The sequence below is a fragment of the Nitrospirillum guanabarense genome (assembly GCF_034653355.1).
Taxonomy (GTDB): Bacteria; Pseudomonadota; Alphaproteobacteria; order Azospirillales; family Azospirillaceae; genus Nitrospirillum.
The window spans coordinates 298840-322500 of record NZ_JAYEER010000004.1; the positions used below are offsets into that span (position 1 = coordinate 298840).

Below are 23661 nucleotides of genomic sequence, written 5' to 3' on the forward strand. Positions count from 1 at the left end.
GGCATCACCGCCCCGCCGGCGGGGTACAAGGCCGGCGGCGTCTATGTCGATCCCTACGCCAGCGACAAACCGTTGTTCACCATCACCGGCCAGAACATGGCCCAGTACGCGGACAAGCTGCCGGAAGGCCTGAAGGCCCTGCTGAAGCAGTATCCCGACTACAAGATGAACGTCTATCCGACGCACCGCAGCGCCTCGCTGCCGAAGAGCGTCTATGACGAGACGTTGGCCAACGCCACCCGCGCCAAGCTGGTGGACGACGGCAACGGGGTCGAGGGCGCCAAGGTGGGCGTGCCCTTCCCGGTGCCGAAGTCGGGCGTGGAGGTGGTGTGGAACCACATCCTGCGCTGGAAGGGCAAGCAGCTGGAGCGCAGCTACGGCGCGGCCAATCCCCAGGCCGACGGCTCCTACACCATGATCAACATCAACGAGAAGTCGAAGTTCCTATACTCCGACACCGGTCCAGGACGGCCAGACCTCGCTGTACTTCCAGCAGGAAGTGACGGCGCCGGCCCGTCTGGCGGGCGAGATCCTGCTGGTGCACGAGACCATGGACCAGGTGAAGGAACCGCGTAACGCCTGGACCTACAACCCCGGCCAGCGCCGCGTGCGCCGCGCCCCCAACGTCGCCTACGACAACCCGGGCACGGCCTCGGACGGCCTGCGCACCTCCGACCAACTGGACGTCTTCAACGGCTCCCCCGATCGGTACGAGTGGAAGCTGGTGGGCAAGAAGGAGATGTACGTCCCCTATAACGCCTATCAGCTGCAAAGCGACAAGCTGACCTACGACCAGCTGATCAAGGCCAAGCACATCAACCAGGACTACGCCCGCTATGAGCTGCACCGGGTGTGGGTGGTCGAGGGCAAGCTGAAGTCCGGCACCAGCCATATCTACCCGCGCCGCACCTTCTACGTGGATGAGGACAGCTGGGGCATCCTGGTCGCCGACCAGTACGACAGCCGCGACCAGCTGTGGCGCGTGACCGAGGCCCACGGCATCAACTTCTACGATGTCCAGACCTTCTGGGCGGGCCTGTTCGCCGTGTACGACCTGCAGTCGGGCCGCTATACCGCCAGCGGGTTCACCAACCAGGAGAAGCCCTACAACTTCAACGTCAACCTGACGGCGGCCGACTTCTCGCCGGACAGCCTGCGCCGTTCCGGCGTGCGCTGAGGTTGGAATGGATAGGCGGCGGGGGAAGGCACCCCCGCCGCCGATACCCGGCCCTGACGGGCTGGCTATCACTGGAATCGCATCCGGCCGGGTTCAGGTCCGCCGGAGGCGTAAAGCCCGCGGGAGGAAGGACGCACCTCCCGCGGGCTTTTCCTTTTTCACCGGTGGAAATGGTGCCGGTCAAGTTTCCCTAAACGTAAAGGGGTAGGCGGGGCTTGATCTTGATCGGCCGTCGGGTAGGGAAAATAGCCCCGTGGCGCGATAAGCTGCGCCTCATGACACATCCTCCCCGCCACGGCGTGAGAACCAACCTTTCCACGGCGCGGGCCGCCCCGCCCCATCGGCGTGGACGCCGGGAACGCGGTCGTCCGCCCCATGCCGATGTGCTGACGCCGGCGGAGTGGCGGGTGGTCGAGGCCGTCCGCCACGGCCTGACCAATCCCCAGATCGCCCGGCGGCAGGGTGTCAGCATCGACGCGGTGAAATACCACGTCGCCAACGTCCTACAGAAACTGGGCTTCGCCAGCCGCGCCGAACTGCGGCGCTGGCAAGGTGTTCGCCGCGACAGCAACCTCGCCCGCAAGGAGTCGTCATCCATGGAGCCGCAAGCCAGCCTGGGACCGGTGGGTCAGATCGCCCGCCATGTGACGGACATCGCCGCCGCCCGCCGCTGGTATGGCGACGTGCTGGGGCTGCCGCACCTCTATTCCTTCGGTGGCCTGGCCTTCTTCGATTGCGGCGGCCTCCGCCTGTTCCTGTCCGAAGGGCAGGGGCCGGCCGAGTCCATCCTCTATTTCCGGGTCGGCGACATCCAGGCCACGTACGCCGCCCTGACCGCGCGGGGCGTGGACTTCATCAACGCCCCACACCTGATCCATCGGCATGGGGATGGGACGGAGGAATGGATGGCCTTTTTCAAGGACAACGAGGGCCGACCCCTGGCCCTCATGGCGCAGGTGCCCCCCGCGACCTCGTAACGTCAGGCGGTGGCGCGGGCGCTGCCGGTCTCGTTCTCCGGCGCGGGCAGACGCACGGTGACGATGGTGCCTCGGCCGGGAACGCTGGCGATGTCCAGGCTGCCGCCCAGCATTTCCACGAAGCGCTTGGTCAGGGGCAAGCCCAGGCCGGTGCCGCGCACGCCCGGCTGCTGGGCGCCGCGCACTTGGCCGAAGGGCTTCAGGGCGATGGGCAACTCATGCGGGGCCATGCCCACGCCGGTGTCGCGCACGATGAGGATCAGCGCGCCGCCCTTGTCGTCGGCCTGCACCTCCACCGTCACCCGGCCGCCGCGCGGCGTGAACTTCAGGGCGTTGGAGCCCAGGTTCAGGATGATCTGCCGCACCTTTTCCGGATCGGTGCGCAGGCGTAGCGGCCGCTCCGGCACTTTCACCGTCAGGTCCACGCCGCAGTCGGCCGCCAGGGTGCGCAGCATGCGGGCGCTGTCCTGCACGGCGCGGCCGATGTCGATGTCGCGGATGTCCAGCGTCACCTGGCCCGACTCGGCGCGGCTGAGGTCCAGCGTGTCGTCCACCACGGCGGCCATGTGGCTGGCGGCGGCGTGCACATCCTCGGCGTATTCCAGATAGCGGGCGTCGCCCAGGGGCCCGTGGAATTCCCGTCGCAGCAGGTCGGCGAAGCCCAGGATGGCGTTCAGGGGCGTGCGCAGCTCATGCGTGGCGTGGGCCAGGAACTCCGCCTTCTGGCGGATTTCCGTGCGCGTCTGTTCCAGCGCCGCCAGCAGCGTCCGCTCCCGCTCCTGCATCGCCTCCAGCGATTCCAGCAGGCGGGCGGTGCGGTCCTTGACCTGGATGTCCACCTGGCGCTGCTGCTGCGCCGCCTGATGGGTCAGGAACTGCAGATGGGCGGCGCAGGCCACGCGGGTCACCACCTCCGCCGGGTCGCAATTGTGGGCGATGAAGTCGGCGACGCCGCGCCGGCGCGCTTCCTCGCGCGCGGCGGCGTCCAGCACATTGGTGCGCAGCAGCAGGGTGGGACGCCCCGCCGCCGGCAACTGGGCCACCGTGCCCAGGGCGGCCATCAGGGCGCTGATGGCCGCAGGGCTGTCGCCCGGCTGGTTCAGAACCAGAACATCGGGGGACAGGTCACGGCAGTACTGCGGCAGGTCCCGCAGATCCTGCCGGCAGTGCACGAACCGGAAGCCGCCCTGGCGCAGCAAATCCACCAGGGAGATCAGCAATCCCTGGTTGCCATCCACCAGCAGGACGGTGGCGTTACGTTGATCTTGGGCCAAAAGGCTGGCCGGGGTCTTGAATAGTTCGGGCATGGGGTCTCTAAAGCTGATCCCCCACTTTACAGGATTCCCGCACCTTTGTCCCGGGGCGTAAGCGTCGCTGGGACTAAAAGCAAAGTCTTGGCCGAAGGTTTAGTTAATGAGTTAGAGACTAGGCTGGAGGTATTAGATTCGACATGTGAACCGCGCATGAATGATGCGTTTGGCCCGTTGTCTAAAAATTTCCCGGCATTTTCAGCGTTCCGCCGACCATTTCCGACGATGAGACCGGTGTCACGGCGTGCGTTTGTACCAGCGCTCAGCCGCCTGGTCGTCTTCCCGTTTGGCCGCGACCCAGCGGGCGCCGGCCGGCGTTTCCTCCTGCTTCCAGAAGGGCGCCTTGGTCTTCAGCCAGTCCATCAGGAACCAGCAGGCCTCGAACGCGGCGGCGCGATGGGCGCTGGCGCAGGCGGCCAGCACGATGCGGTCGCCCGGCAGCAGGCGGCCGTGGCGGTGAATGATCAGCACCCCGTCCAGCGGCCAGCGCGCCCGCGCCTCCGCCTCGATGGCGGCCAGCTGCCGCTCCGTCATGCCGGGATAGTGTTCCAGGGTCATGGCGCTGACGGCGTCGCCGCCCGCGATGTCACGGACCAGCCCCACGAAGCTGGCCACCCCGCCGACGGACGGGTTGCCGTCGCTCAGCGCCGCCAGCTCGGCGCCCACGTCGAAATCCTCCGCCTGGACGCGTATGGCCATGTCAGCCTCCGGTCACCGGTGGGAACAGGGCGACCTCGTCGCCGGCCGCCAAGGGGTGGTCCAGGCCGACGTAATCCTGGTTCACGGCGACCTTGACCACGGCGCGGTTGGCCAGCGCGTCGGCGTAGGTGGGCCCGCGCGACTGCAGCCAGGTGATCAGGTCGCCGGTTGTGGCCACGTCGGCGGGCGGCGCCACCTCTTCCTCGGCGGTGCCGATCTTGGCGCGCAGCCAGGCGAAATAGAGGATGCGCATGACGCTCAGGCCCCCGTGCGCACGGGGGCGGCGCCCGGTGCCTTGGTGGATTCTGCGGCAGGGATGGCGGCGCCGGCGGGGGCCAGCATGTGGCGCAGGCCGGCGCGCAGGTAGTCCCAGCCGGTGATCAGGGTCAGCACGGCGGCGGCCCACAGGCCGATCTCGCCGATGGGGCGCACGTACAGCCAGTCGGGTCCATGGTCGCCCACGATCAGCCAGCCAATGGCCATCAGCTGGATGGCGGTCTTCCACTTGGCCAGGCGCGAGACGGGGACGCCGACCCGCAGGCCGGCCAGGAATTCCCGCAGGCCCGACACCATCACCTCGCGCAGCAGGATGATGACGGCGGGCAGCACGGCATGGCCGGCGATCTTATGGTCGGCCACCAGCAGGAACAGCACCGCCGCCACCAGCAGCTTGTCGGCGATGGGGTCCAGGAAGCGGCCGATGATGGATTCCTCGTGCCACGCCCGCGCCAGGTAGCCGTCGAAATAGTCGGTGATGCCGGCCAGGGCGAACAGCCCGGCGGCGGTCCAGGCCGTCCACGTCGCCGGGAACCACAGCAGGGCCAGGATGACGGGAATCAGCGCGATCCGCGACAAGGTCAACAGGTTGGGCAGGCTGGTCAGCATGAAGCGGTCCGGCGATTTCAGGCGGCACGGCGGGGCGGCGGTCTCTTGAAGGTGGAGTTTAGCCGTCCGGATGGAAGTGGTCATAGATGATTTTGGCCACGGCGTCCGATATCCCGTCCACCGCGCGCAAGTCGGCCAGTCCTGCCCGTGAAACGGCTTGGGCGGAGCCGAAATGCAGCAGCAGGGCCTTCTTGCGCTTCGGGCCGATGCCCGCCACTTCGTCCAGCGGGCTGGCGCTGATGGCCTTTTCCCGGCGTTGGCGGTGGCTGCCGATGGCCCAGCGGTGGGCCTCGTCGCGCAGGCGCTGCAGGAAGTAGAGCACGGGGTCGCGCGGGTCCATGCCGAAGGGCGCGCGGCCCGGCATGAAGAAGCGCTCGCGCCCCGCGTCGCGGTCGGGGCCCTTGGCGATGCCCACCAGGGCGATATCCGACAGGCCCAGCTCCGCCAGCACCTCCACCACCACGCCCAGCTGGCCCTCGCCCCCGTCGATCAGCAGCAGGTCGGGCCAGGTGTCGCCCGCGCGCTCCGGGTCCTCCTTCAGCGCGCGCTCGAACCGGCGGGTCAGCACCTCGCGCATCATGGCGAAGTCGTCGCCCGCGGCCTTGGGGTCGCGGATGTTGAACTTGCGATAGGCGTTCTTGATGAAGCCGTCGGGCCCCGCCACCACCATGCCGCCGATGGGATGGGCGCCCTGGATGTGGCTGTTGTCGTAGATCTCGATGCGGGCGGGCGGGGCCTCCAGCCCGAAGATCTCGGCCACGCCGGCCAGCAGCTTGGCCTGGCTGCCGGTTTCCGACAGGCGGCGGCCGTGGGCCTCGCGCGCGTTGGTCAGGGCGTGGTCCATCAGGCGCTTCTTGTCGCCGCGCTTGGGCACGGCCAGCTCCACCTTGCGGCCGGCGCGCAAGGTCAAGGCCTCGGCCAGCAGCTCCTGCTCCTCCGCGTCCTCGCTGATCAGCACCAGGCCGGGAGCGGCACGGTTGTCGTAGAACTGGGCGATGAAGGCGGACAGCACCTCCGCCGTGCCCTGGTTCTTGTCATGGCTGGGGAAATAGGCGCGGTTGCCGTTGTTGCGCCCGCCCCGGAAGAAGAAGACCTGGATGCAGGTGCTGCCGCCGTCCTGGTAGGCGGCGATGATGTCCGCGTCCTCCATGCCCTCGACATTGATGTCCTGATGGGCCTGGATGGCGGTCAGCGCCCGGATGCGGTCGCGCATCTTGGCGGCCGTCTCGAAGTCCAGCGCCTCCGACGCCGCCATCATGGCGCTCGCCATGCGGGTCTGGATGTCGCGGCTCTTGCCCGCCAGGAAGGCCGCCGCCTCGTCCACCTGCTCACCATACTGGGCGCGGCTGACGCGGCCGACGCAGGGCGCGGTGCAGCGCTTGATCTGGAACTGCAGGCAGGGTCGGGTGCGGGTGGAAAAGACGCTGTCGGTGCAGTTGCGCAGCAGGAAAGCGCGCTGCAGGGCGGTGATGGTGCGGTTGACCGCGCCGGCCGAGGCGAAGGGCCCGAAATAGTCGCCGGCCCGGTCCCGCGCGCCCCGGTGCTTGATCAGGGCCGGATAGTCATGATCCCGGGTGATCATGATGTGGGGGAAGGTCTTGTCGTCGCGCAGCAGCACGTTGTACCGCGGCATCAGACGCTTGATCAGGTTGGATTCCAGCAGCAGCGCCTCGACCTCGGTATGGGTCGTGACGAACTCCATGGTCACCGTCTCGGCCACCATGCGCTGCAGCCGCACCGGCAGTTTGGCCGGCATGGTGTAGTTGGCCACCCGGCGCTTCAGGTTGCGCGCCTTGCCGACATACAGGACGTCGCCGCCCTCGTTCATCATGCGGTAGACGCCGGGCGTCACCGGCAGCGTGCGCAGGTAGGCCTTGATGGTCTCCACGCCCCGGTTCAGGTCGGCCACCGTGCGGCGGCGCACTTTAGGTGCGGCCCCTGGGGGCACGGCTTCCTGGGGTGCGGTCCCCGGCGTTTCGATCGGGGTGTCGGGATTGGTGTCGGTCATGGCCATGGGGCGGACACTCTGCCCATTGGCGGCTCCGGGTCAATGGCCATCGCGTCGCGCGTCGCGCTCCCCCGGTTGTATCGGCGCCCTTCCAAAAAACGTCCGGTCGAGCTTATCGCTTCCGGGGTAAGGGACGGCGAATCATCCCCTGTTCGAGGGGGTGGGGAAAACGCCGCCATAGTCCACGGAAGCTGTGGATAAGTTTGCGGAAAAGCCTTTGATAGCGTGTGCCGACGCAGGCGCCACAAGGCTTTCAGGGTTTTGCCTTAAAATTAGGCATAAAACGCTAAGTTATTGATTTTGCTACGACAGCAATCTGTCAATATCTAACAAATAGTTCATTATAGGCAAAAAAGGGATTGACACGATTGGCTGCCGGCCGGATCCGGCCGTTGTGTAAAACTCGCCGCGACCGTCGATTTCCACGGATTTCCTGGGGCGGACTTGAACGACCGGAAAGAATCACCAAGGCAGACCAAGCCCATACGCAAACATACGCAAGTATGCCTTGCCACCCACGGTCGATTTTCCGCCACACTCACGTCTTAAACTGGATTTTGATCGCGATTGGCGATGGCTGGTATTCCCGCCGACGCCGGACCGCCCGACACCCGGATAAGAATGGAGTACCCCATGCGCGTCCTGAAGACCCTGATGCTTACGACCGCCCTACTGGCAACGGGTGGCGCGGTGGATGGGCTATGCAACCGGGCGGTGGCGGCGGTCCCCGCCGGCACGCCCGTCACGATGGACGCCGCCGACCGCCAGGCGGCGGAGACCCTGGTCGACTTCCTGCAGAAGACGCGGATCCTGGCCGGTCTGCCGCCGCTCAGCCGCCAGCCGGTGCTGGACGAGGCCGCCGCCGCCCGCGCCTTGGCGCTGGCCAGCGGGACGGACACGCCCGACCTGCGCCAGGGCCTGATCCACTCCCTCTACATTCCCATGCAAGACATCGCGCTGGAGGCTCGGGCCTCGGGTGATCCCGGCCAGCCGCTGGCCATCTGGCAGGACACCGGCTCCACCGTTGGCGCCCTGGCCACCCCGGGCATGACCGACGTGGGCGTGGCCCGCGTGGCCAATCCCGCGCCCAACGGGCCCAACGACGCCTACATCTGGGTGGTCGTCCTGGCCCAGCCGTTGCGCACGCCGGCGGAATTGCCGGACAGCCCGAGATGGAGTCCCAGGTGAGTTCTGGCGCCGGCGTCGCCATCCGGGGACTTGGCCGTCCTCGAAAATCTCTGGCGGCCCCGGTTGGGGCCTGGGAAAATGGGAAATCTGGGTGCTCAAACGAAAACGGCCGCCCCGTCACCAGGGCGGCCGTTCCCGTGATCGCCGTCGCGTCGCTTACCGCAGGGCGGCGGTCGCGCGCTGGATGCGGCGGCAGGCTTCCTCCAGCGCTTCGGTCGAGGTCGCGTAGCTGATGCGGAAGTGCGGGGCCAGGCCGAAGGCGCTGCCCTGGACCACGGCCACCCCTTCCGATTCCAGCAGATATGTCACGAAGTCCTCATCCGTGTTCAGCACGGCGCCGCCGGGCGTGGTCTTGCCCAGCGTGCCGGCGCAGGACGGATAGACATAGAAGGCGCCCTCGGGCCGGGGGCAGTGGATGCCCGTGGCCTGGTTCAGCATGGACACCACCAGGTCGCGGCGCTGGCGGAAGACCTCGGCGCGTTCCGTGATGAAATCCTGGGGGCCCACCAGGGCCTCCACCGCCGCCGCCTGGCTGACGGACGACGGGTTGCTGGTGGACTGGCTCTGGACGTTGGCCATCGCCTTGATCAGCTGGACGGGACCGGCGCCGTAGCCAATGCGCCAGCCGGTCATGGCATAGGCCTTGGACACGCCGTTGACCGTCAGGGTGCGGTCGTACAGGGCCGGCTCCACCTGGGCCGGGGTGACGAACTTGAAGCCGTCGTAGACCAGGTGCTCGTACATGTCGTCGGTGAACACCCAGACGTGCGGGTGGCGCACCAGCACATCGGTCAGGGCCTTCATCTCATCATAGGTGTAGGCGGCGCCCGAGGGGTTGGACGGGCTGTTCAGCATGACCCACTTGGTGCGCGGGGTGATGGCGCGCTCCAGTTGGTCGGCGCGCATCTTGAAGCCGCTCTCGGCCCCGCATTCCACGAACACCGGGGTGCCCTCGGCCATCAGCACGATGTCGGGGTAGCTGACCCAGTAGGGGGCGGGGATGATGACCTCGTCGCCGGGCGACAGGGTGGCCATCATGGCGTTGAAGATCACCTGCTTGCCGCCGGTGCCGACGCTCACCTGCTCCGGCTTGTACTCCAGCTCGTTCTCGCGCTTGAACTTCAGGCAGACGGAGCGCTTCAGTTCCGGCGTGCCGTCGACGTCGGTGTACTTGGTCTGCCCCTGCTGGATGGCGCGGATGGCCGCCTGCTTGATGTTGTCGGGCGTGTCGAAGTCCGGCTCGCCGGCGCCCAGGCCGATGATGTCGCGGCCGGCGGCTTTCAGCGCGCGGGCCTTGGCGGTGACGGCGATGGTCTGGGACGGTTTAATCCGGGCGAGACGCTCGGCAACGATCGACATGACGGCTACCCTTGTTGGGAAAGGAAAATCCGCGGCGGACCTTAAACCCGGCAAAAAATGGGCACAACCGCAGCCCGCGCATGCCGCGCCTGCCGCGACGGAGGCCCCGCGACATTAAGATGCGCGCCGGCGCGCGTGGCCATGATGACAGCCCGGGCGTGGATGGGGTAATCAACCGGCATGGCGCAAGATATCAGCGATCAGGCCTCCCAGCTCATGGGCGTCAGCCAGATGGTCACCATCGGCACGGTGGCGCTCGTCATCATCGTGCTCATGCTGGTGGTGATGTGGGCCCTGCGGCCCAAGACCCGCGCCCTGTCGCGCCGCCGCTACAACGCCGAGGCCTACCGCCGCAAGCTGGCCTTGGACGACGCCGGCTATTCCGTGGTGCACGGCATCCACATCCGTGACAAGCAGGGCAAGGCGCTGCGCGTCGACCACCTGATCCGCCTGCCGGCCAGTGTGCTGATGGTGATGAGCGCGCCGGCCGACATGGGCGGCCGCATCAGCGCCCAGACCAAGGCGGGGCAGTGGCGCTACCTGGCGGCCAGCGGCAAGGTCGGCTTCTTCGTGAACCCCGTGGTCCAGGTCCAGCCGCTGATCCACATCATGAAGGCGCGCTTCCCCATGGTGCGCCTGCGCGTGCTGGTGGTGTTCCCCGACGGGACGGAGTTCACCAGCGGCGTGCCCAACACCGCCTGCCTGGCCGCTGACTTCCTGGCCACGCTGAAGTCCATGGCGCGCGAGGATGGGATGGAGAGCGAGGCCATGGCGGCGGCATGGGAGCCCCTGTCCAAGGCGCTGGCGCGCAGCGGTGCCAACGCCACCAACGCCGGGCGCGACGAGGAGGGGGGCGCGAAAGGACGGTCCCCCGTAAAAGCCGCCAAGCGGCCTGGAAAAGTGGCGCGGCGCAGCCTACCTTGAGGCCATGCCGCACGATGCCCACACCATAGAACCCAACCTGCCGTTGCCCATGACCATGCCGCGGGGCGGCGCCCTGCCGCCGGCCATGGACGGCGTCCCCCTGCGCATCCAGTCTGAATTCCAGCCGGCCGGCGACCAACCCCAGGCCATCAAGGAATTGCTGGAGGGGATCCACGCGGGGGAGCGTGACCAGGTGCTGCTGGGCGTCACCGGCTCGGGCAAGACCTTCACCATGGCGCACGTCATCGAACGGCTGCAGCGCCCCACCCTGATCCTGGCGCCCAACAAGACCCTGGCGGCCCAGCTGTACGGCGAGATGAAGAGCTTCTTCCCCGACAACGCGGTGGAGTACTTCGTCAGCTATTACGACTACTACCAGCCTGAGGCCTACGTTCCACGCACGGACACCTATATCGAGAAGGAAAGCTCGATCAACGAGCAGATCGACCGCATGCGCCACGCCGCCACGCGGTCGCTGCTGGAGCGGCGCGACTGCATCATCGTGGCGTCGGTGTCGTGCATCTACGGTATCGGCTCGGTCGAGACCTATTCGGAAATGACCCTGCCGGTGAAGGTGGGGCATGTGCTGAACCGCACCCACTTCCTGCAGCGGCTGGTGGAACTGCAGTACCGCCGCAACGACGTTGGCTTCGGCCGCGGCTCCTTCCGGGTGCGCGGCGACACCATCGAGCTGTTCCCGGCGCACATGGAGGACAGGGCCTGGCGCTTCTCCCTGTTCGGGGATGAGCTGGAGGCCATCCAGGAGATCGACCCCCTGACGGGCGAGAAGATCGCCAGCCTGAAAGAGGTGCGCATCTACGCCAACAGCCACTATGTCACGCCCAAGCCCACGCTGTTGCAGGCGGTGGAGCAGATGAAGCGCGACCTGAAGCTGCGGCTGGAGGAGTTCACCGCCCAGGGCAAGCTGCTGGAGGCCCAGCGGCTGGAGCAGCGCACCACCTTCGACATCGAGATGATGGTGGCCACCGGTTCCTGCGCCGGCATCGAGAACTATTCCCGCTACCTGTCGGGCCGCGCGCCGGGCGAGCCGCCACCCACCCTGTTCGAATACCTGCCGCACGACGCCTTGCTGATCGTGGACGAAAGCCACGTCATGGTGCCCCAGGTGGGCGGCATGTATAAGGGCGACTACATGCGCAAGTCGACCCTGTCGGACTACGGTTTCCGCTTGCCGGCCTGCATCGACAACCGCCCGCTGAAGTTCGAGGAATGGGACGCCATGCGGCCCCAGTCCGTCTTCGTCTCCGCCACCCCCGGCCCGTGGGAAATGGAACGGACGGGCGGCGTCTTCGTGGAACAGGTGGTGCGCCCCACCGGCCTGATCGACCCCGAGGTCATCATCCGTCCCACCGAGACCCAGGTGGACGACGTGATGGCGGAGTGCCGCGCGTGCATCGCCAAGGGCCAGCGCGTCCTGGTCACCACCCTGACCAAGAAGATGGCGGAGGCGCTGACGGATTATATGCACGAGGCCGGGATCAAGGTCCGCTACATCCATTCCGACGTCGAGACGTTGGAGCGCATCGAGATCATCCGCGACCTGCGCCTGGGCGCCTTCGACGTGCTGATCGGCATCAACCTGCTGCGCGAGGGCCTGGACATCCCGGAGTGCGGCCTGGTCGCCATCCTGGACGCGGACAAGGAAGGCTATCTGCGTTCCCGCACCTCGCTGATCCAGACCATCGGCCGCGCGGCGCGCAACGTCGACGGCCGCGCCATCCTGTACGCCGACAAGACCACGGCCAGCATGGCCGCGGCGCTGGAGGAAACCAGCCGCCGCCGGGAGAAGCAGCGCGCCTATAACGAGGCCCACGGTATCACTCCGGAATCGGTGAAGAAGCAGATCGCCGACGTGCTGAACTCGGTTTACGAGCGCGGCGACCGGGTGAACGTGAACACCGGATTCGCCGAAGAGGGCAGCCTGGTGGGCCACAACCTCAAGGCCGCCATCGCCGACCTGGAAAAGAAGATGCGCACCGCCGCCGCCGATCTGGAATTCGAGGAGGCCGCCCGCATCCGCGACGAGATCCGCCGGTTGGAAGCCATCGACCTGGGCCTGGATCCCGGCGCCACGCCCCTGCGGGCCAGCGCCATGGGTGAAAAAGTCGCGCCAGCGCGGTGGGCGAGAAATCCAACATCAAGGCGCCCATTCCCGCCGGCCGCCCGGCCGGCGGCAAGCCCGGCGGACGGCGCCGCAAGGGACCTTGATTAATTTTATCCGGGTAATATTGACTCTGAAGTCGCCTGGGCCTAGATATCGCGTCGTTCATGATGATGGAGGATGCGATGGGCCTGGACCCGGATATGCGCTGCACCGCCTTCGCGGGCACCCGCTTTCTCGCCACCGGTACCTTGGTGGAGGTGGCGCTGGCGGCCAAGGCGGCGCAGGACGCGGGCGACGACGGCCTGATCTTCATCTTCAATGAGGCGACGGGCCGGGCCGTGGACGTGGACCTGCGCGGGACCGTGGAGGCGGTGCGCGGCCGCCTGGCCCCGGTGTTCCCTGCCGACCTGACGCCGGCGCCCGCCCGGCCGGGCCGACCCAAGCTGGGCGTGGTGGCGCGCGAGGTCACGCTGCTGCCCCGCCATTGGGAATGGCTGAACAGCCAGCCGGGCGGCGCGTCGGTCGCCCTGCGCAAGCTGGTGGACGCCGCCCGCCACGCCAATGAGGGGACGGACCGCGTGCGCCAGGCGCGGGAGGCCGCCTACCGCTTCATGTCCACCATGGCGGGCGACCGCACCGGCTTTGAGGAGGCGGCGCGCGCCCTGTTCGCCGGCGACCACGCCGGGCTGGAGACGTACAGCCGCGACTGGCCGGCGGACGTGCGCACCCACTCCCTGCGCCTGGCTGGTCCCGCGTTCAGCGCTTAAAACGCGCGTTCCCAATACTGGCCCGTCAGATCCTTGCCGAAGGAATGGTGCGCCTCCTCCCGCACAAGCTTGAAACCCGCCTCTTCATAGATGCGGCGGGCGCTGTGCAGGACGCTGTTGGTCCACAGGCTGACGCGCCGGTAGCCGGCCGCCTCGGCGAAGGCCAGGCACTCCGCCACCAGGTGCCGCCCCAGGCCCAGGCCGCGCGCCGCCGGCTCGACGTACAGCAGGCGCAGCTTCGCCACCTCGTCGCTGTCGCGCACCAGGAAGATGGAGCCGATGATGGCGCCGTCGCGCTCCGCCACCCAGCAGCGTTCCCGCCGGTGGTCGTAGCTCTCGATGAACTGGGCGGCGATGGTGGCGATCAGGGCCTCGAACCGTTCGTCCCAACCGTATTCCCGGGCATACAGCAGCCCCTGCCGGTGGATGATCCAGCCCATGTCGCCCGGCCGGTGGGGGCGCAGGACGTAGGCGGGACCGGCCGGGCGGCCACCCAGCAGGGCGCCGGCCTGCGCCAGGGCCTGGACCAGGCGTTCCTGGCCCTCGGGTGGAATTGCTTCCAGCAAGGCCGCCACCTCGGCCCGCGATCGTCCGTCGATCAGGGTGAACAGGTCGCGGCCGGCGGCGGTCAGGGTCAGCAGGGACTGACGGCCGTCGGTGGGGTCGGCCCGGCGCTCGATCAGCCCCCGCCGCTCCAAGCCGCGCAGCAGGCGGCTGAGATAGCCGGCGTCCAGGCCCAGATCCATCGCCAGTGACTTGGCCGCCGTGTCCGGGCGTTGCGCCAGCTCGAAAACGATCCGCCCTTCCGCCAGCGATAGGTCCGTACCCAGCAACCCGTCCTGCAGCACGCCGATGCGGCGGGTGTAGATCCGGCTGAACCGCCGCACAGCCGCCACCTTCGCTTCCAGGCCATCAACCATCGCCACGGCTCCCCTCGCAAGATGATTGCTAAAATCATCCACTTAGTTGACTTGGTCAATCAAATTGCCATGACTGGCCGGCGTGATGTGACGCGGGAGGGTCAGAAGAACAGGCGGACGCCCAGCTGCGCCTGGTTCTCGTGCGCCTCGATGGGTAGGTCGACGTTCAGGCGCTGCTGCCGGCGGCTGTCCACGTGCACCCATTCGACGGTCCAGCGCATCCAGGCCAGCGGCCGGTAGGAGAGGGCGGCGGTGTAGGCCTTGCCGTGCTCGTCGAAATGGGGACGGGTGGTGACGGGCGTGTCCTCGTGCGTGCCGAAGGCGTCGAACCGGCCGCTCAGGCGGAACCGGCCCCATTCCTGGCTGGCCAGCAGGTACAGGGCCTGGAAATGGCCGTCGCTCTCGCTGGCGGCGGTGGGATGGATGCTGGTGGCGCCGCGCATGGCCTGGGCCAGCAGGGTCAGTCCCTCCGCCGGCATGATCTTGTAGCCGGCGCTGTCGAAGTCGGTGTCCCAGGCGTAGCCCTTGCCGTTGGTGACACTGGGATCGCCCCGGTTGTCCCAGTGCAGGTAGGACAGCTCGCCCCCCAGCGGGTCCGTCCAGCGCCCGCCGACATAGAAGCCCGGCTGATGGTCGATCTCCGCGAAGGGCTGGAAGCTGGCGGGCGGGCTGCGGTGCTGGTGCATGGGCACCTCGTCCGGCAGGCGCAGCTTGTCCAGCAAGCCGGCCGGCCGTTCGATCAGGGCCCAGCCGCGATAGTCCAGCATCTCGCCCGTGCCGTCATTGCCGGCGAAGACGGCGCCGATCAGATCGAAGCGGCCGCCGCCCGGTCCAGTCCGGCCGCCAGGTGAGCGTGACCTCCGATCCTTCGGTACGCAGTTCCTCCCCCACCCAGCTGTTGATGGCGCTGGGCGTCAGGGTGTAGCGGCTGGTCCAGGCGATGCCGTCGTTTTCCAGGGAGATGGGCGGGAAGAAGGCGCCGGCCTTCACCTGCCAGGACAGCGGCCCGGTGGGGGCCGGGCGCCAACGGACATAGGCCTCGATGATGTCCACCGCCGTGCGCTGTTCCCCCTCCGCCCGCACATGGGTGTAGACGTCCAGGCCAGGGATCAGGTGGGCGGTCGCCGTCAGCGACGCCTCCTCCAGCGTCGTGGTGCGCGACCCGGGATCGCCCCCGGTGCGCAGCTTTCCCAGGCCGCCGTCGAAGGTGCTGCGGTCGTCGGGTGTCCGCGCCACCCGCGCGTCCAGCAGGCCATGGAACTCGATGTCGGGATAGCCATCGGATGCCAAGGCGGATCCGCTGGCCAGCAGCATCGTCCCCGCCGCGAAGAGGAAAGGCCGCGCAGCGGCGCGACGGTTCATGCGCGGGCTTCCCGCAGGGCGCTCTGCCAGGGGATCTCCCCGGCGGCGTGGCGGGCCAGGAAGTCGTCGAAGGCGCCGGGCATCAAGGGGCGGGCGATGAAATAGCCTTGGGCCAGGTCACAGCCCATTTCCGCCAGCAGGGCCAGGCTGGCGCCGTTCTCCACCCCCTCCGCCGTGACCTTGTAGCCCAGGTTGTGGCCCAGCTCGATGATGGACCGGACGATGGCCTGGTCCTGCGCCGTTTCGTCCAGCGCCTTCACGAAGGAACGGTCGATCTTGATCTCCCGTACCGGCAGGCGGCGCAGGTAGGCGAAGGAGGATTGGCCCACGCCGAAATCATCGATGGACAGCTCCACCCCCCGGTCGGCCAAGCGGCGCAGCATGGCGATGGCCGCCTCCGGCTCGCCCATGATGGCGCTCTCGGTGATTTCCAGCATCAGCCGGTCGGGTTTCAGGCCGGTCTCGCCCAGTAGCGCGTCGATGCGGTCGGGCAGGGCGGCGTCGCCCAGATCACGCACCGACAGGTTGACCGACATGCGCAAGTCGTGGCCGGCCGCCGCCCAGGCGGCCGACTGGCGCAGCGCCCGGCGCAGGCCCCAGCGGGTCAGGTGGCGGATGGCGCCCGTTTCCTCCGCCAGGGGGATGAAGCTGTCAGGCGGGACGAAGCCGCGGCGGGGATGGGTCCAGCGCACCAGCGCCTCCGCCCCCACCACGCGGCCGGTCTGGGGCTCCAGCTTGGGCTGGTAGGCCAGTTCCAGGGCGTCCTGCTCGATGGCGATCTTCAGGTCGCCCATCAGCGACAGCCGCTCCGGCCGGTGCGGGTCGGCGGCGTGGTCGTAGACGCGGACGTAAGGTTCGGCGGCACGGGCGCCCAGCATGGCCACATCGGCGTGGCGCAGCAGGATGCTGGCGGTGTCGGACGGGGGTGCGCCCGGCGTGGCGTCGGGATGGACGGCGATGCCCACCCCCGCCGCCAGGTCCACGGTCACGTCGGCCTCGCCATAGGGCGCCTCGGTATAGGGGGCGTCGAAGGCGGCCACCAGGGCGGGGGCCAGCGCCCGCGCCGCGGCCGTGTCGCGGTCCACCAGCAGGACGGCGAAGCCGTGTTCCGACACGCGGGCGATGACGGCGTCGCCGGCGCCGTTGGCGGCCAGGGCGCGGGCCAGGCGGTCGCCGGCGTCACGGGCCACGCGGTCCGCCAGATCGTGGCCCAGGGTGTTGGCCACCTCGCGCAACCGGTCCAATCCCACCAGCAATAGGGCCACGCCGTGCCCTTGGTCGATCGCCAGGTCGACCTGCTCCTCCAAATTCAGGCGGTTGGGCAGGCCGGTCACGGCGTCGTGCAGCGACTGGTGGCGGATGTGCTCCTCACGGTCGGCGATGGCCTGGGCCATGTCATCGAGGGCGGTGGTCAGCTGCCCGATCTCGTCCTTGGTGCGCACGGGCGGCAGGGGGGTGTAGTCGCCGTCGGCGATGCGCCGGGCCACGGCGGCCAGGGCCGTCACCGGGCGGGTGACGCCGCGCGCGATCAGGCCGATGCCGGCCAGCGCCGCCACCAGGCCGCCGGCCATCAGCGTGCCCATGTACAGCATGATCTTGCGGTAAGGGGCCAGGGCCTGGTCCAGCGGGTACTGCAGCACGGCCATCATGGGCAGGCTGCCGGGCGCCGTGGGGATGGGCGTGGTCAGCACCAGGTATTCGGCGCCGTGCTTGGTCAGCAGCTGCGGCTCGGTGGCGACCGGTTGGCCGGGGGCGGCGATGCCGGCCAGCGGATCCATGGGGTCGCCGGCGGCGGCCACCACCGACCAGGGGGCATCCGGCGCCGTCTGGCCGGCCAGCGCGATGTCCTTGCGCAGGGGTGACAGGGCGCGCAGCTCCTCCGCGAAGCGGTCGTCCACCCGCACCATGATGCAGATCCAGGCGATGGGGTCGGGCAGCAGCACCGGCACCACCACCAGGCGATAGGGCACGCCGTCCACCACGCCGGACGCCGCCGCCCGGCCGGACTCCCCGGCCAGGGGCAGCAGGTCGGGGAAGGCGAAGCGGCCCAGGCCCGTCAGCTCGCGCGGGTGGGCGGTGTCGGCGGCGATGGTGCCGTCCAGATCGACCAGCAGCATGCGGCTGGCGCCCACGCGCCGGCCGAAATTGCGCAGTGCGCTGATGGCGGTGCCGCTGTCGTGCACGGCGATGGACTGGCGCAGGGCGTAGTCCAGCGACATGATCTTGGCGTCTTCGGCCAGGTGGCCGGCCAGCGTGTCCAGATGGCGGGTGAAGGACTGGGCGCTGGTCACCAGCTGCTGCTTGCCGGTGTCGATCAGGGCTGATCGCGCCACGCCATACAGGATGACCATGGTGCCCAGTTGCACGACGGCCAGGGTGGCGACCAGGAACAGCACCAGTCTATTTCTAAAGCCGAGAGCCACGGGGCCGCGTCCTGTCGTTTCTTATGGGCTTAATAGCCGCCGCGTTCAGGGTCCACGCCCTGCCTTGTGTCAGGCAGCAGGGCGGGCAGGGTCAGGGTGACGGGGGCGCCCAGCGCCGTGGCCGCCACGGTCCGCTGCGGCGCCGTGGTGCCGGGCTTCAGCCGGGGCTGCCACGCGGCGACGGTGACGCCGGCGGCGGGCAGGCCGCTCAGCTTTGCCGTGCCATCCCTGCCGGTCACCGCGGCGAAGGGGGCGGCCGTCACGTACAGGTGGGCGATCATATGGTCGTGGATGTTGCAGCCCAGGGCCACCACGCCGGCCTGGTCGAACTTGCGCTGGCCGATCTGCCCAGGCGACAGCACGAATTCGAACTTCGCGGCTTCGGAGTAGGAATAGACGTGGTGGCGGGTCAGGTCGCTGTTGCGGAAGGTGACCGCGCCGCCCTTGGGCACTACCATGACATAGGGCATGAAGGCCTCGTCGATCTGGTCCACGATCAGGGGGGCGGACGGCGTCATGGGGGGCAGGGCGGCCCCCTCCGGCGTGGCGGTGACCACCGCGTCGGCGACGGGACGTCCGCCGCCATCCACCACCATGACCGTCAGGTCGGCCGCACGGGCCAGGGGTGCCAGGGCCAGGCTCGCGGCCAGGAAAGCCTCAAGGCGGATCAAGGCCATGCGGCCGGTCTTCATCATCGCGCGACCGTGATCGGTGCCGCCGGCGAAACCCATAAGGCGCCCCTCGAAGGCAGGTTGTTTTTTCGACGCGCAAGTGTGCCACAATCCGCGCGCCGATCCGTGGACATTTTCCCTAAGCACAGGCGCCGGAAAAGTCCACCGGGGGTGACAAACCGCCTCGGTTCCGCGCCGGCTCCCTGGGCCGAAGCGGGAAGGCGGCATGGCGCGCGGTGGAAATTAGAATAATTCTAAATTCACTTGCCGACCGCCGTCCGAGGGGCTACTTTGACCGGCAGATGAGAGAACGGAAGGAAACAAGAATGGCTATCGACATCGGCATCTCCGAACAGGACCGCAAGGCCATCGCCGAGGGGCTCAGCCGCCTCCTGGCCGATACCTACACGCTGTATCTGAAGACCCATAACTTCCATTGGAACGTTACCGGGCCGATGTTCAACACCCTGCACACCATGTTCATGACCCAGTACACCGAGCTGTCGGTGGCGGTGGACGACATCGCGGAACGCATCCGCGCCCTGGGCTTCCCGGCCCCCGGTTCCTATGCCCAATTCGCCGAGCTGACCGTCATCCGGGAAGAGCGCGGTGTGCCCAAGGCGGAGGAGATGATCCAGCAGCTGGTCGAGGGGCAGGAAGCGGTGGCCCGCACCGCCCGCTCCATCTTCCCGGTGGCGGAGAGCGCCAGCGACGAGCCGACCTGCGACCTGCTGACCCAGCGCCTGCAGGTGCACGAGAAGACCGCCTGGATGCTGCGCGCCATGCTGGAAGGCTGATCACGCTTATGCGACGGCATGGGGTTCCCCCATGCCGTTGTTAGGACGCGACCGCGTCCGCCAGAGCGAGCACCCCCCTATAAGGGAAAGGGGGGCGCATTGAGGAAGCCAAGGCCACGGATGTGGCCGCCCGGCGCCTGAGGGAGCAGTAAAGCGAAAGGCGGTCCTTGCGGGCCGCCTTTCGCTTTGGAGGATCAGGATCTTAGCGCGGCCTGCCGCTCGATGCGCTCGTGCAGGCCGGCGGGGGCCAGGCCCAGGGCCATCAGGCCCTCCGTCGCCACGAACATCGGGCCGATCAGGGCCTGGAACAGGTTGTCCAGCAGGGCGGGCTTCTTCCCCTCGTAGACGTGGCCCAGCAGCTGCAACGCCCAGCCGCCGACGAACAGGGCGCCGGCCAGTCCCTGCACCGCGCCGACGGACAGCCGGTCCACCAGCCAGGCCGACAGCAGCACCGACGGCACCAGCAGCAGGCCCAGCGCCAGGCCCACCGGGCGGTTCAGGGCGATCCACAGCGCCCAGACCACGGCCGACAGGACCAAGCCCAGGGTGACGGTGCCCACGCCCGCCACGTCATCCAGGCGCACCAGGGTGCAGGCCAGCACGACGGAAAAGACGATCACCGGTATGCCCACGGCATGGGTCGCCTTGTTGCGGCTGTCGCGATGGTAGGTCGTGTACATGGCCATCTGGCGCTCAAAGAACGTATCCGCCACCGGCCCCTCCCTCTTGTTCAAGGTTATCGATCGCTAACCATAGCGTCTTTCCCGTCTCATTGCGCGGCATATCCGGCCTGATGCCCCTCCACGACCCGGTCGGCCAGGCGGCCCATCAGCTCCGCCAGGTGGTCGAAGCGGGCGGTGTAGCCGCCCAGGCCCAGGGTCAAGGACCGCAAATCGACGATGAAGTCGCCCATGTCCGCCTGAGGGATGTAGGCGGTCACCTGGTCCCACCCGGTCCAGCCCGGGCGCACGTCGAAGCCCAGGATTTGCCCCCGCCGGCCGCTCAGCAGGCGCTGCGCCTTGGCCGTGAACTCGGTGGGCGTGACCACGGTGACCAGCAGCACGGGTTCCAGCAGCACCGGCTCCGCCTTGGCCAGGGCCTCCTGCACCGCCATGCGGCCGGCCGTGCGGAAGGCCTGCTCGCTGCTGTCCACGGCGTGGAACTGGCCGCCGGTCAGCGTGACGGACACGTCCACGACGGCGAAGCCCAGGGGGCCGCTGGCCAGGGCCTCGCGGGCGCCGTCCTCCACAGCCGGGATGAAGGAGCGGGGAATGGCGCCACCCACCACCTTGTCCTCGAAGCGGAAGCCTTCGCCGCGGCCCAGAGGTGTCACCGTCAGGTGCACGTCGGCGAACTGGCCATGGCCGCCGGACTGGCGTTTGAAGCGGGCATGCTCCGCCACCATGCGCCGGATGCTTTCGCGATAGGGAACGGCCGGCGGCCGGCCGGACACGGCCAGGCCGAAGCGGCCGCGCAGGCGATCCAGCGCGAGGCCCAGATGCACCGTGCCCTGGCCCGACAGCACCATCTCCCCATCCTGCATCGCCAGGCGCAGATCCGGATCCTCGTCCAGCAGTTTGGCCAGGGCGCCGGTCAGCTTGACCTCGTCGGCCCGCTGTTCCGCCCGCACGGCCAGGGCGTGCACCGGTTCCGCCGCCACCGGCCAGGACAACGGCGCGCCCGCCTCCCCTTTGGCGGACAGCAGGGCGCCGGGCTGGGCGTGTTCCAGCTTGGCCAGCGCCACCACCGCCCCCGGTCCGGCGCCGGTGATCTTGGTGGGGGTGGCCCCGCCCAGGGCGAAGATGCCGCCCACCCGGTCGGCTCCCAGGGCCTGGCCGTCCGTCACCTCTCCCTGCCAGACGCGGCAATAGGCCAGGCGGCCGCTGTGCGGGGCGTGGTGGATGCGGAAGGGCTGGACCAGGACCCCGTTTCCCTCCAGCCCCAACCGCCGGGCGCTCATGCCCACCGGCGGCGCCTCATGCCGCAGGGCCTTCAACAGGCGGCGCACGCCGTGGTCGTTCTGGGCGGAACCCAGGAAGACGGGGACGATCAAGTCGTCGGCCAGGTCGCGGCTCAACTGGCGGTACACGTCCGCCGGCGGTGGCGACACGTCATCCAGCAACTGCTCCAGCAGCGCGTCGTCGAAATCGGCCAGGGCCTCCAGCAAATCCTGGCGGGCGGCGCGCTCGCGCGATAGCACCGCGTCCGGCATGGGCACGGTCTCGGACTTGGCGCCGGCGCAATAGCGGTAGGCCCGCTCGCTCACCAGATCCACATAGCCGGTGACGGCGCGGCCCTGGCGGATGGGGACCTGGCGCAGCACCAGGGGCCGTTGCGACACGCCCTCCAGTGCCGTCATCAGGTCGGCCACGCGCACGTCGCCGCCGCCCAGCTGGTCAACCTTGTTCACGAACAGCAGGTGGGGGATGGCGTTCTCATCCAGGAAGCGCAGCAGGGGGGCCAGCATGGCGGCCTTGTCCGGCACCGGCTCGCACACCACCACGGCCACGTCGGCCACCATCAGGGCGCGATGGGTGTCGCCCGCCAGCTCGATGGAGCCGGGACAGTCCAGGATGTGCCATGGATCGTCCAGATACGCGCAGGTGTGGACGCTGACTTCCGTGCTCATGTGGCGCGCGCGGGCCTCGGCGCTGGCGTCGCCGGCGCTGGTGCCGTCTTGCACGCCGCCCTTGCGGGCGATCTGGCCCGTGGCCATCAGCAGGCTTTCCAACAAGGTGGTCTTGCCGCTGAGGTAGGGGCCCACCAGGGCCGCGCACCGCGGCGCCGTTCTTGTGCCGTTGCTCATCCTTAGCCTCCGGATCTCGTCGTCCGGGGCCTGGTACTGGGCGGTCATGCCGAGCCGGGGGCGCCTTGGCACGCAGGGGCACTGATGATCAGACGCTGGCGATGGAAACGTCGCTGACAGGAACGTTGTAGGCGCCCGGGGAACGACGGCCGGAACCAGTCCGGGCACCCGCTTCCTCCCGAGGCATGATGACACACCCGCTCCGCCCGGCTGTCGAGTGAAAAGCGCGTCCTCGGCCCATTCGGCGGCGGGGCGGGCCGATGTCGCGGCTGGCTATGGAATCCATAGCCGGCTGGGTCCTTGATATGGCCGTGGCCGTCCCCTCTTTATAAGGTGCGCCGGAATGGGCGGATACCGCTCAACGCGAAGGAAACGAGGGAACGGCACCATGCTGATCAGGACCAAGCGTGACTGGGAATTGCCGGAGTCGGCGGCGACGCCGGAATCGGCCTATGTCAACCGCCGCGCGCTGATGGCGGGGGCCGGCGCCATAGCCGGCGGCCTGGCCCTGGGCCGTGCGCCGGCCGCCCTGGCGGCGGATGCGCCGGCGGGCGCCCCGGGGCGCAATCCCGCCTACACGCTGGACCGGCCGGTGACGCCCGAGGACGCCGCCACCAGCTACAACAACTTCTATGAGTTCGGCACGTCCAAGGACGTGGTGACGGCGGCGCAGAAGATGCCGCTGCGCCCCTGGACCCTGCGCATCGATGGCATGGTGGAAAAGCCCCTGACCCTGGGCATCGACGATCTGCTGAAGGCCATGCCGGTGGAGGAACGGCTTTACCGCCACCGCTGTGTCGAGGCCTGGGCCATGGCCGTGCCGTGGATGGGCTTCCCGCTGGCCAAGCTGGTGGCTTTCGCCAAGCCGCTGGCATCCGCCACGTATGTGGAATTGCAGACCTTCGGTCGTGACGTCTATCCGGCGCCCGGCCTGCGCCAGCCCTTCTATCCCTGGCCCTATGTCGAGGGCCTGACCATGGCGGAGGCGACGAGCGAACTGGCCTTCATTTCCACCGGCCTCTACGGCAAGCCCTTGCAGGGCCAGAACGGCGCGCCGCTCCGCCTGACCTTGCCATGGAAGTATGGCTTCAAGTCGGTGAAGTCGGTGGTGCGGATCAGCTTCACGGATAGAAGGCCCAAGACCTTCTGGGCGCTGCTGAACGCCGACGAATACGGCTTCTGGGCCAACGTCAATCCGGCCGTGCCCCACCCCCGCTGGTCCCAGGCGCGCGAACGGCTGCTGGGCAGCAACGAGTCGGTGCC

Annotated in this window: 20 protein-coding genes and 1 pseudogene (1 of these 21 only partly in view); 8 read left to right on the top strand and 13 right to left on the bottom strand. The window is 68.6% G+C overall.

Annotation, left to right across the window (positions count from 1 at the left end):
• The first annotated feature begins 96 nt into the window (after nt 1-96).
• Nucleotides 97-1177: pseudogene (locus UAA55_RS19335) on the top strand (DUF1329 domain-containing protein).
• Between the two features lie 275 nt (nt 1178-1452).
• A complete protein-coding gene (locus UAA55_RS19340; RefSeq protein ID WP_322954768.1) occupies nt 1453-2154 on the top strand; it encodes a LuxR C-terminal-related transcriptional regulator in 702 nt (233 codons plus the stop codon).
• A gap of 2 nt (nt 2155-2156) precedes the next feature.
• Here UAA55_RS19340 and UAA55_RS19345 read toward each other — a convergent pair whose 3' ends face one another.
• The 5 genes from UAA55_RS19345 to uvrC form a co-directional block, all read right to left on the bottom strand.
• Complete coding sequence (locus tag UAA55_RS19345; protein WP_322954769.1) at nt 2157-3461, bottom strand: sensor histidine kinase; 1305 nt, start codon at nt 3459-3461, stop codon at nt 2157-2159.
• A gap of 240 nt (nt 3462-3701) precedes the next feature.
• A complete protein-coding gene (locus UAA55_RS19350; protein WP_322954770.1) occupies nt 3702-4163 on the bottom strand; it encodes a molybdenum cofactor biosynthesis protein MoaE in 462 nt (153 codons plus the stop codon).
• 1 nt (nt 4164) lies between these two features.
• Nucleotides 4165-4416, bottom strand: a complete 252-nt coding sequence (moaD, locus tag UAA55_RS19355; protein WP_322954771.1) for a molybdopterin converting factor subunit 1 — start codon at nt 4414-4416, stop codon at nt 4165-4167.
• A gap of 5 nt (nt 4417-4421) precedes the next feature.
• The gene (gene pgsA / locus UAA55_RS19360) at nt 4422-5048 is read right to left on the bottom strand and encodes a CDP-diacylglycerol--glycerol-3-phosphate 3-phosphatidyltransferase (RefSeq protein WP_322954772.1); all 627 of its coding nucleotides are present in this window, start codon (nt 5046-5048) and stop codon (nt 4422-4424) included.
• 58 nt (nt 5049-5106) lie between these two features.
• Nucleotides 5107-7056, bottom strand: coding sequence for an excinuclease ABC subunit UvrC (gene uvrC / locus UAA55_RS19365; RefSeq protein ID WP_416235238.1), 1950 nt, complete (start codon nt 7054-7056; stop codon nt 5107-5109).
• 633 nt (nt 7057-7689) lie between these two features.
• On the opposite strand from uvrC, the gene UAA55_RS19370 reads away from it, so the two are divergent.
• Nucleotides 7690-8244: a hypothetical protein gene (locus UAA55_RS19370; protein WP_322954773.1), complete on the top strand. Its 555-nt coding sequence runs from the start codon at nt 7690-7692 to the stop codon at nt 8242-8244.
• A 156-nt stretch (nt 8245-8400) separates the two neighbouring features.
• On the opposite strand, the gene UAA55_RS19375 is transcribed toward UAA55_RS19370, so the two are convergent.
• Nucleotides 8401-9603, bottom strand: coding sequence for a pyridoxal phosphate-dependent aminotransferase (locus UAA55_RS19375; RefSeq protein ID WP_322954774.1), 1203 nt, complete (start codon nt 9601-9603; stop codon nt 8401-8403).
• Nucleotides 9604-9783: 180 nt separating this feature from the next.
• On the opposite strand from UAA55_RS19375, the gene UAA55_RS19380 reads away from it, so the two are divergent.
• The 3 genes from UAA55_RS19380 to UAA55_RS19390 all read left to right on the top strand — a co-directional run bounded on the left by UAA55_RS19380 (nt 9784) and on the right by UAA55_RS19390 (nt 13419).
• Nucleotides 9784-10527, top strand: a complete 744-nt coding sequence (locus UAA55_RS19380; protein WP_322954775.1) for an NERD domain-containing protein — start codon at nt 9784-9786, stop codon at nt 10525-10527.
• Nucleotides 10528-10612: 85 nt separating this feature from the next.
• Nucleotides 10613-12760, top strand: coding sequence for an excinuclease ABC subunit UvrB (gene uvrB, locus UAA55_RS19385; protein WP_416235239.1), 2148 nt, complete (start codon nt 10613-10615; stop codon nt 12758-12760).
• A gap of 74 nt (nt 12761-12834) precedes the next feature.
• Nucleotides 12835-13419, top strand: coding sequence for a DUF2239 family protein (locus UAA55_RS19390; RefSeq protein ID WP_322954776.1), 585 nt, complete (start codon nt 12835-12837; stop codon nt 13417-13419).
• Here UAA55_RS19390 and UAA55_RS19395 read toward each other — a convergent pair.
• The 5 genes from UAA55_RS19395 to UAA55_RS19415 form a co-directional block, all read right to left on the bottom strand.
• Entirely contained in the window at nt 13416-14339 is a 924-nt protein-coding gene (locus UAA55_RS19395; RefSeq protein ID WP_322954777.1) for a bifunctional helix-turn-helix transcriptional regulator/GNAT family N-acetyltransferase, read from the bottom strand. The two genes, UAA55_RS19390 and UAA55_RS19395, sit on opposite strands and share 4 nt — an antisense overlap.
• Before the next feature lie 101 nt (nt 14340-14440).
• The gene (locus tag UAA55_RS19400) at nt 14441-15106 is read right to left on the bottom strand and encodes a hypothetical protein (RefSeq protein WP_322954778.1); all 666 of its coding nucleotides are present in this window, start codon (nt 15104-15106) and stop codon (nt 14441-14443) included.
• A gap of 13 nt (nt 15107-15119) precedes the next feature.
• Nucleotides 15120-15701, bottom strand: coding sequence for a hypothetical protein (locus tag UAA55_RS19405; RefSeq protein WP_322954779.1), 582 nt, complete (start codon nt 15699-15701; stop codon nt 15120-15122).
• Nucleotides 15698-18124 carry a putative bifunctional diguanylate cyclase/phosphodiesterase gene (locus tag UAA55_RS19410; RefSeq protein WP_322954780.1) on the bottom strand — a complete coding sequence of 809 codons (2427 nt, stop codon included), beginning with the start codon at nt 18122-18124 and terminating at the stop codon, nt 15698-15700. The genes UAA55_RS19405 and UAA55_RS19410 overlap by 4 nt, the downstream gene beginning before the upstream one ends.
• A gap of 29 nt (nt 18125-18153) precedes the next feature.
• Nucleotides 18154-18855 carry a cupredoxin domain-containing protein gene (locus UAA55_RS19415; protein ID WP_322954781.1) on the bottom strand — a complete coding sequence of 234 codons (702 nt, stop codon included), beginning with the start codon at nt 18853-18855 and terminating at the stop codon, nt 18154-18156.
• A 266-nt stretch (nt 18856-19121) separates the two neighbouring features.
• Between UAA55_RS19415 and UAA55_RS19420 the strand changes: the two genes are divergently transcribed.
• Nucleotides 19122-19592 (top strand): Dps family protein, encoded by a 471-nt coding sequence (locus UAA55_RS19420; protein WP_145613550.1) that lies wholly within the window; start codon nt 19122-19124, stop codon nt 19590-19592.
• Between the two features lie 194 nt (nt 19593-19786).
• Here the strand turns inward: UAA55_RS19420 and UAA55_RS19425 are convergent, their stop codons facing one another.
• Complete coding sequence (locus UAA55_RS19425; protein ID WP_322954782.1) at nt 19787-20305, bottom strand: Mpo1 family 2-hydroxy fatty acid dioxygenase; 519 nt, start codon at nt 20303-20305, stop codon at nt 19787-19789.
• 56 nt (nt 20306-20361) lie between these two features.
• A complete protein-coding gene (locus tag UAA55_RS19430; protein WP_322954783.1) occupies nt 20362-22398 on the bottom strand; it encodes an elongation factor G in 2037 nt (678 codons plus the stop codon).
• A 388-nt stretch (nt 22399-22786) separates the two neighbouring features.
• On the opposite strand from UAA55_RS19430, the gene msrP reads away from it, so the two are divergent.
• Nucleotides 22787-23661 carry the 5' portion of a protein-methionine-sulfoxide reductase catalytic subunit MsrP gene (gene msrP, locus UAA55_RS19435; protein WP_322954784.1) on the top strand. The gene runs 79 nt beyond the window's last position, so only the first 875 of its 954 coding nucleotides appear in the window; its start codon is at nt 22787-22789; its stop codon lies off the right edge, out of view.

Bases quoted from the DNA above. Each gene is read 5' to 3' on its own strand.
- UAA55_RS19340 (WP_322954768.1), top strand. From the start codon at position 1,453: ATGACACATCCTCCCCGCCACGGCGTGAGAACCAACCTTTCCACGGCG.
- UAA55_RS19345 (WP_322954769.1), bottom strand. From the start codon at position 3,461: ATGCCCGAACTATTCAAGACCCCGGCCAGCCTTTTGGCCCAAGATCAA.
- UAA55_RS19350 (WP_322954770.1), bottom strand. From the start codon at position 4,163: ATGGCCATACGCGTCCAGGCGGAGGATTTCGACGTGGGCGCCGAGCTG.
- moaD (WP_322954771.1), bottom strand. From the start codon at position 4,416: ATGCGCATCCTCTATTTCGCCTGGCTGCGCGCCAAGATCGGCACCGCC.
- pgsA (WP_322954772.1), bottom strand. From the start codon at position 5,048: ATGCTGACCAGCCTGCCCAACCTGTTGACCTTGTCGCGGATCGCGCTG.
- uvrC (WP_416235238.1), bottom strand. From the start codon at position 7,056: ATGACCGACACCAATCCCGACACCCCGATCGAAACGCCGGGGACCGCA.
- UAA55_RS19370 (WP_322954773.1), top strand. From the start codon at position 7,690: ATGCGCGTCCTGAAGACCCTGATGCTTACGACCGCCCTACTGGCAACG.
- UAA55_RS19375 (WP_322954774.1), bottom strand. From the start codon at position 9,603: ATGTCGATCGTTGCCGAGCGTCTCGCCCGGATTAAACCGTCCCAGACC.
- UAA55_RS19380 (WP_322954775.1), top strand. From the start codon at position 9,784: ATGGCGCAAGATATCAGCGATCAGGCCTCCCAGCTCATGGGCGTCAGC.
- uvrB (WP_416235239.1), top strand. From the start codon at position 10,613: ATGGACGGCGTCCCCCTGCGCATCCAGTCTGAATTCCAGCCGGCCGGC.
- UAA55_RS19390 (WP_322954776.1), top strand. From the start codon at position 12,835: ATGGGCCTGGACCCGGATATGCGCTGCACCGCCTTCGCGGGCACCCGC.
- UAA55_RS19395 (WP_322954777.1), bottom strand. From the start codon at position 14,339: ATGGTTGATGGCCTGGAAGCGAAGGTGGCGGCTGTGCGGCGGTTCAGC.
- UAA55_RS19400 (WP_322954778.1), bottom strand. From the start codon at position 15,106: ATGCTGGACTATCGCGGCTGGGCCCTGATCGAACGGCCGGCCGGCTTG.
- UAA55_RS19405 (WP_322954779.1), bottom strand. From the start codon at position 15,701: ATGAACCGTCGCGCCGCTGCGCGGCCTTTCCTCTTCGCGGCGGGGACG.
- UAA55_RS19415 (WP_322954781.1), bottom strand. From the start codon at position 18,855: ATGGGTTTCGCCGGCGGCACCGATCACGGTCGCGCGATGATGAAGACC.
- UAA55_RS19420 (WP_145613550.1), top strand. From the start codon at position 19,122: ATGGCTATCGACATCGGCATCTCCGAACAGGACCGCAAGGCCATCGCC.
- UAA55_RS19430 (WP_322954783.1), bottom strand. From the start codon at position 22,398: ATGAGCAACGGCACAAGAACGGCGCCGCGGTGCGCGGCCCTGGTGGGC.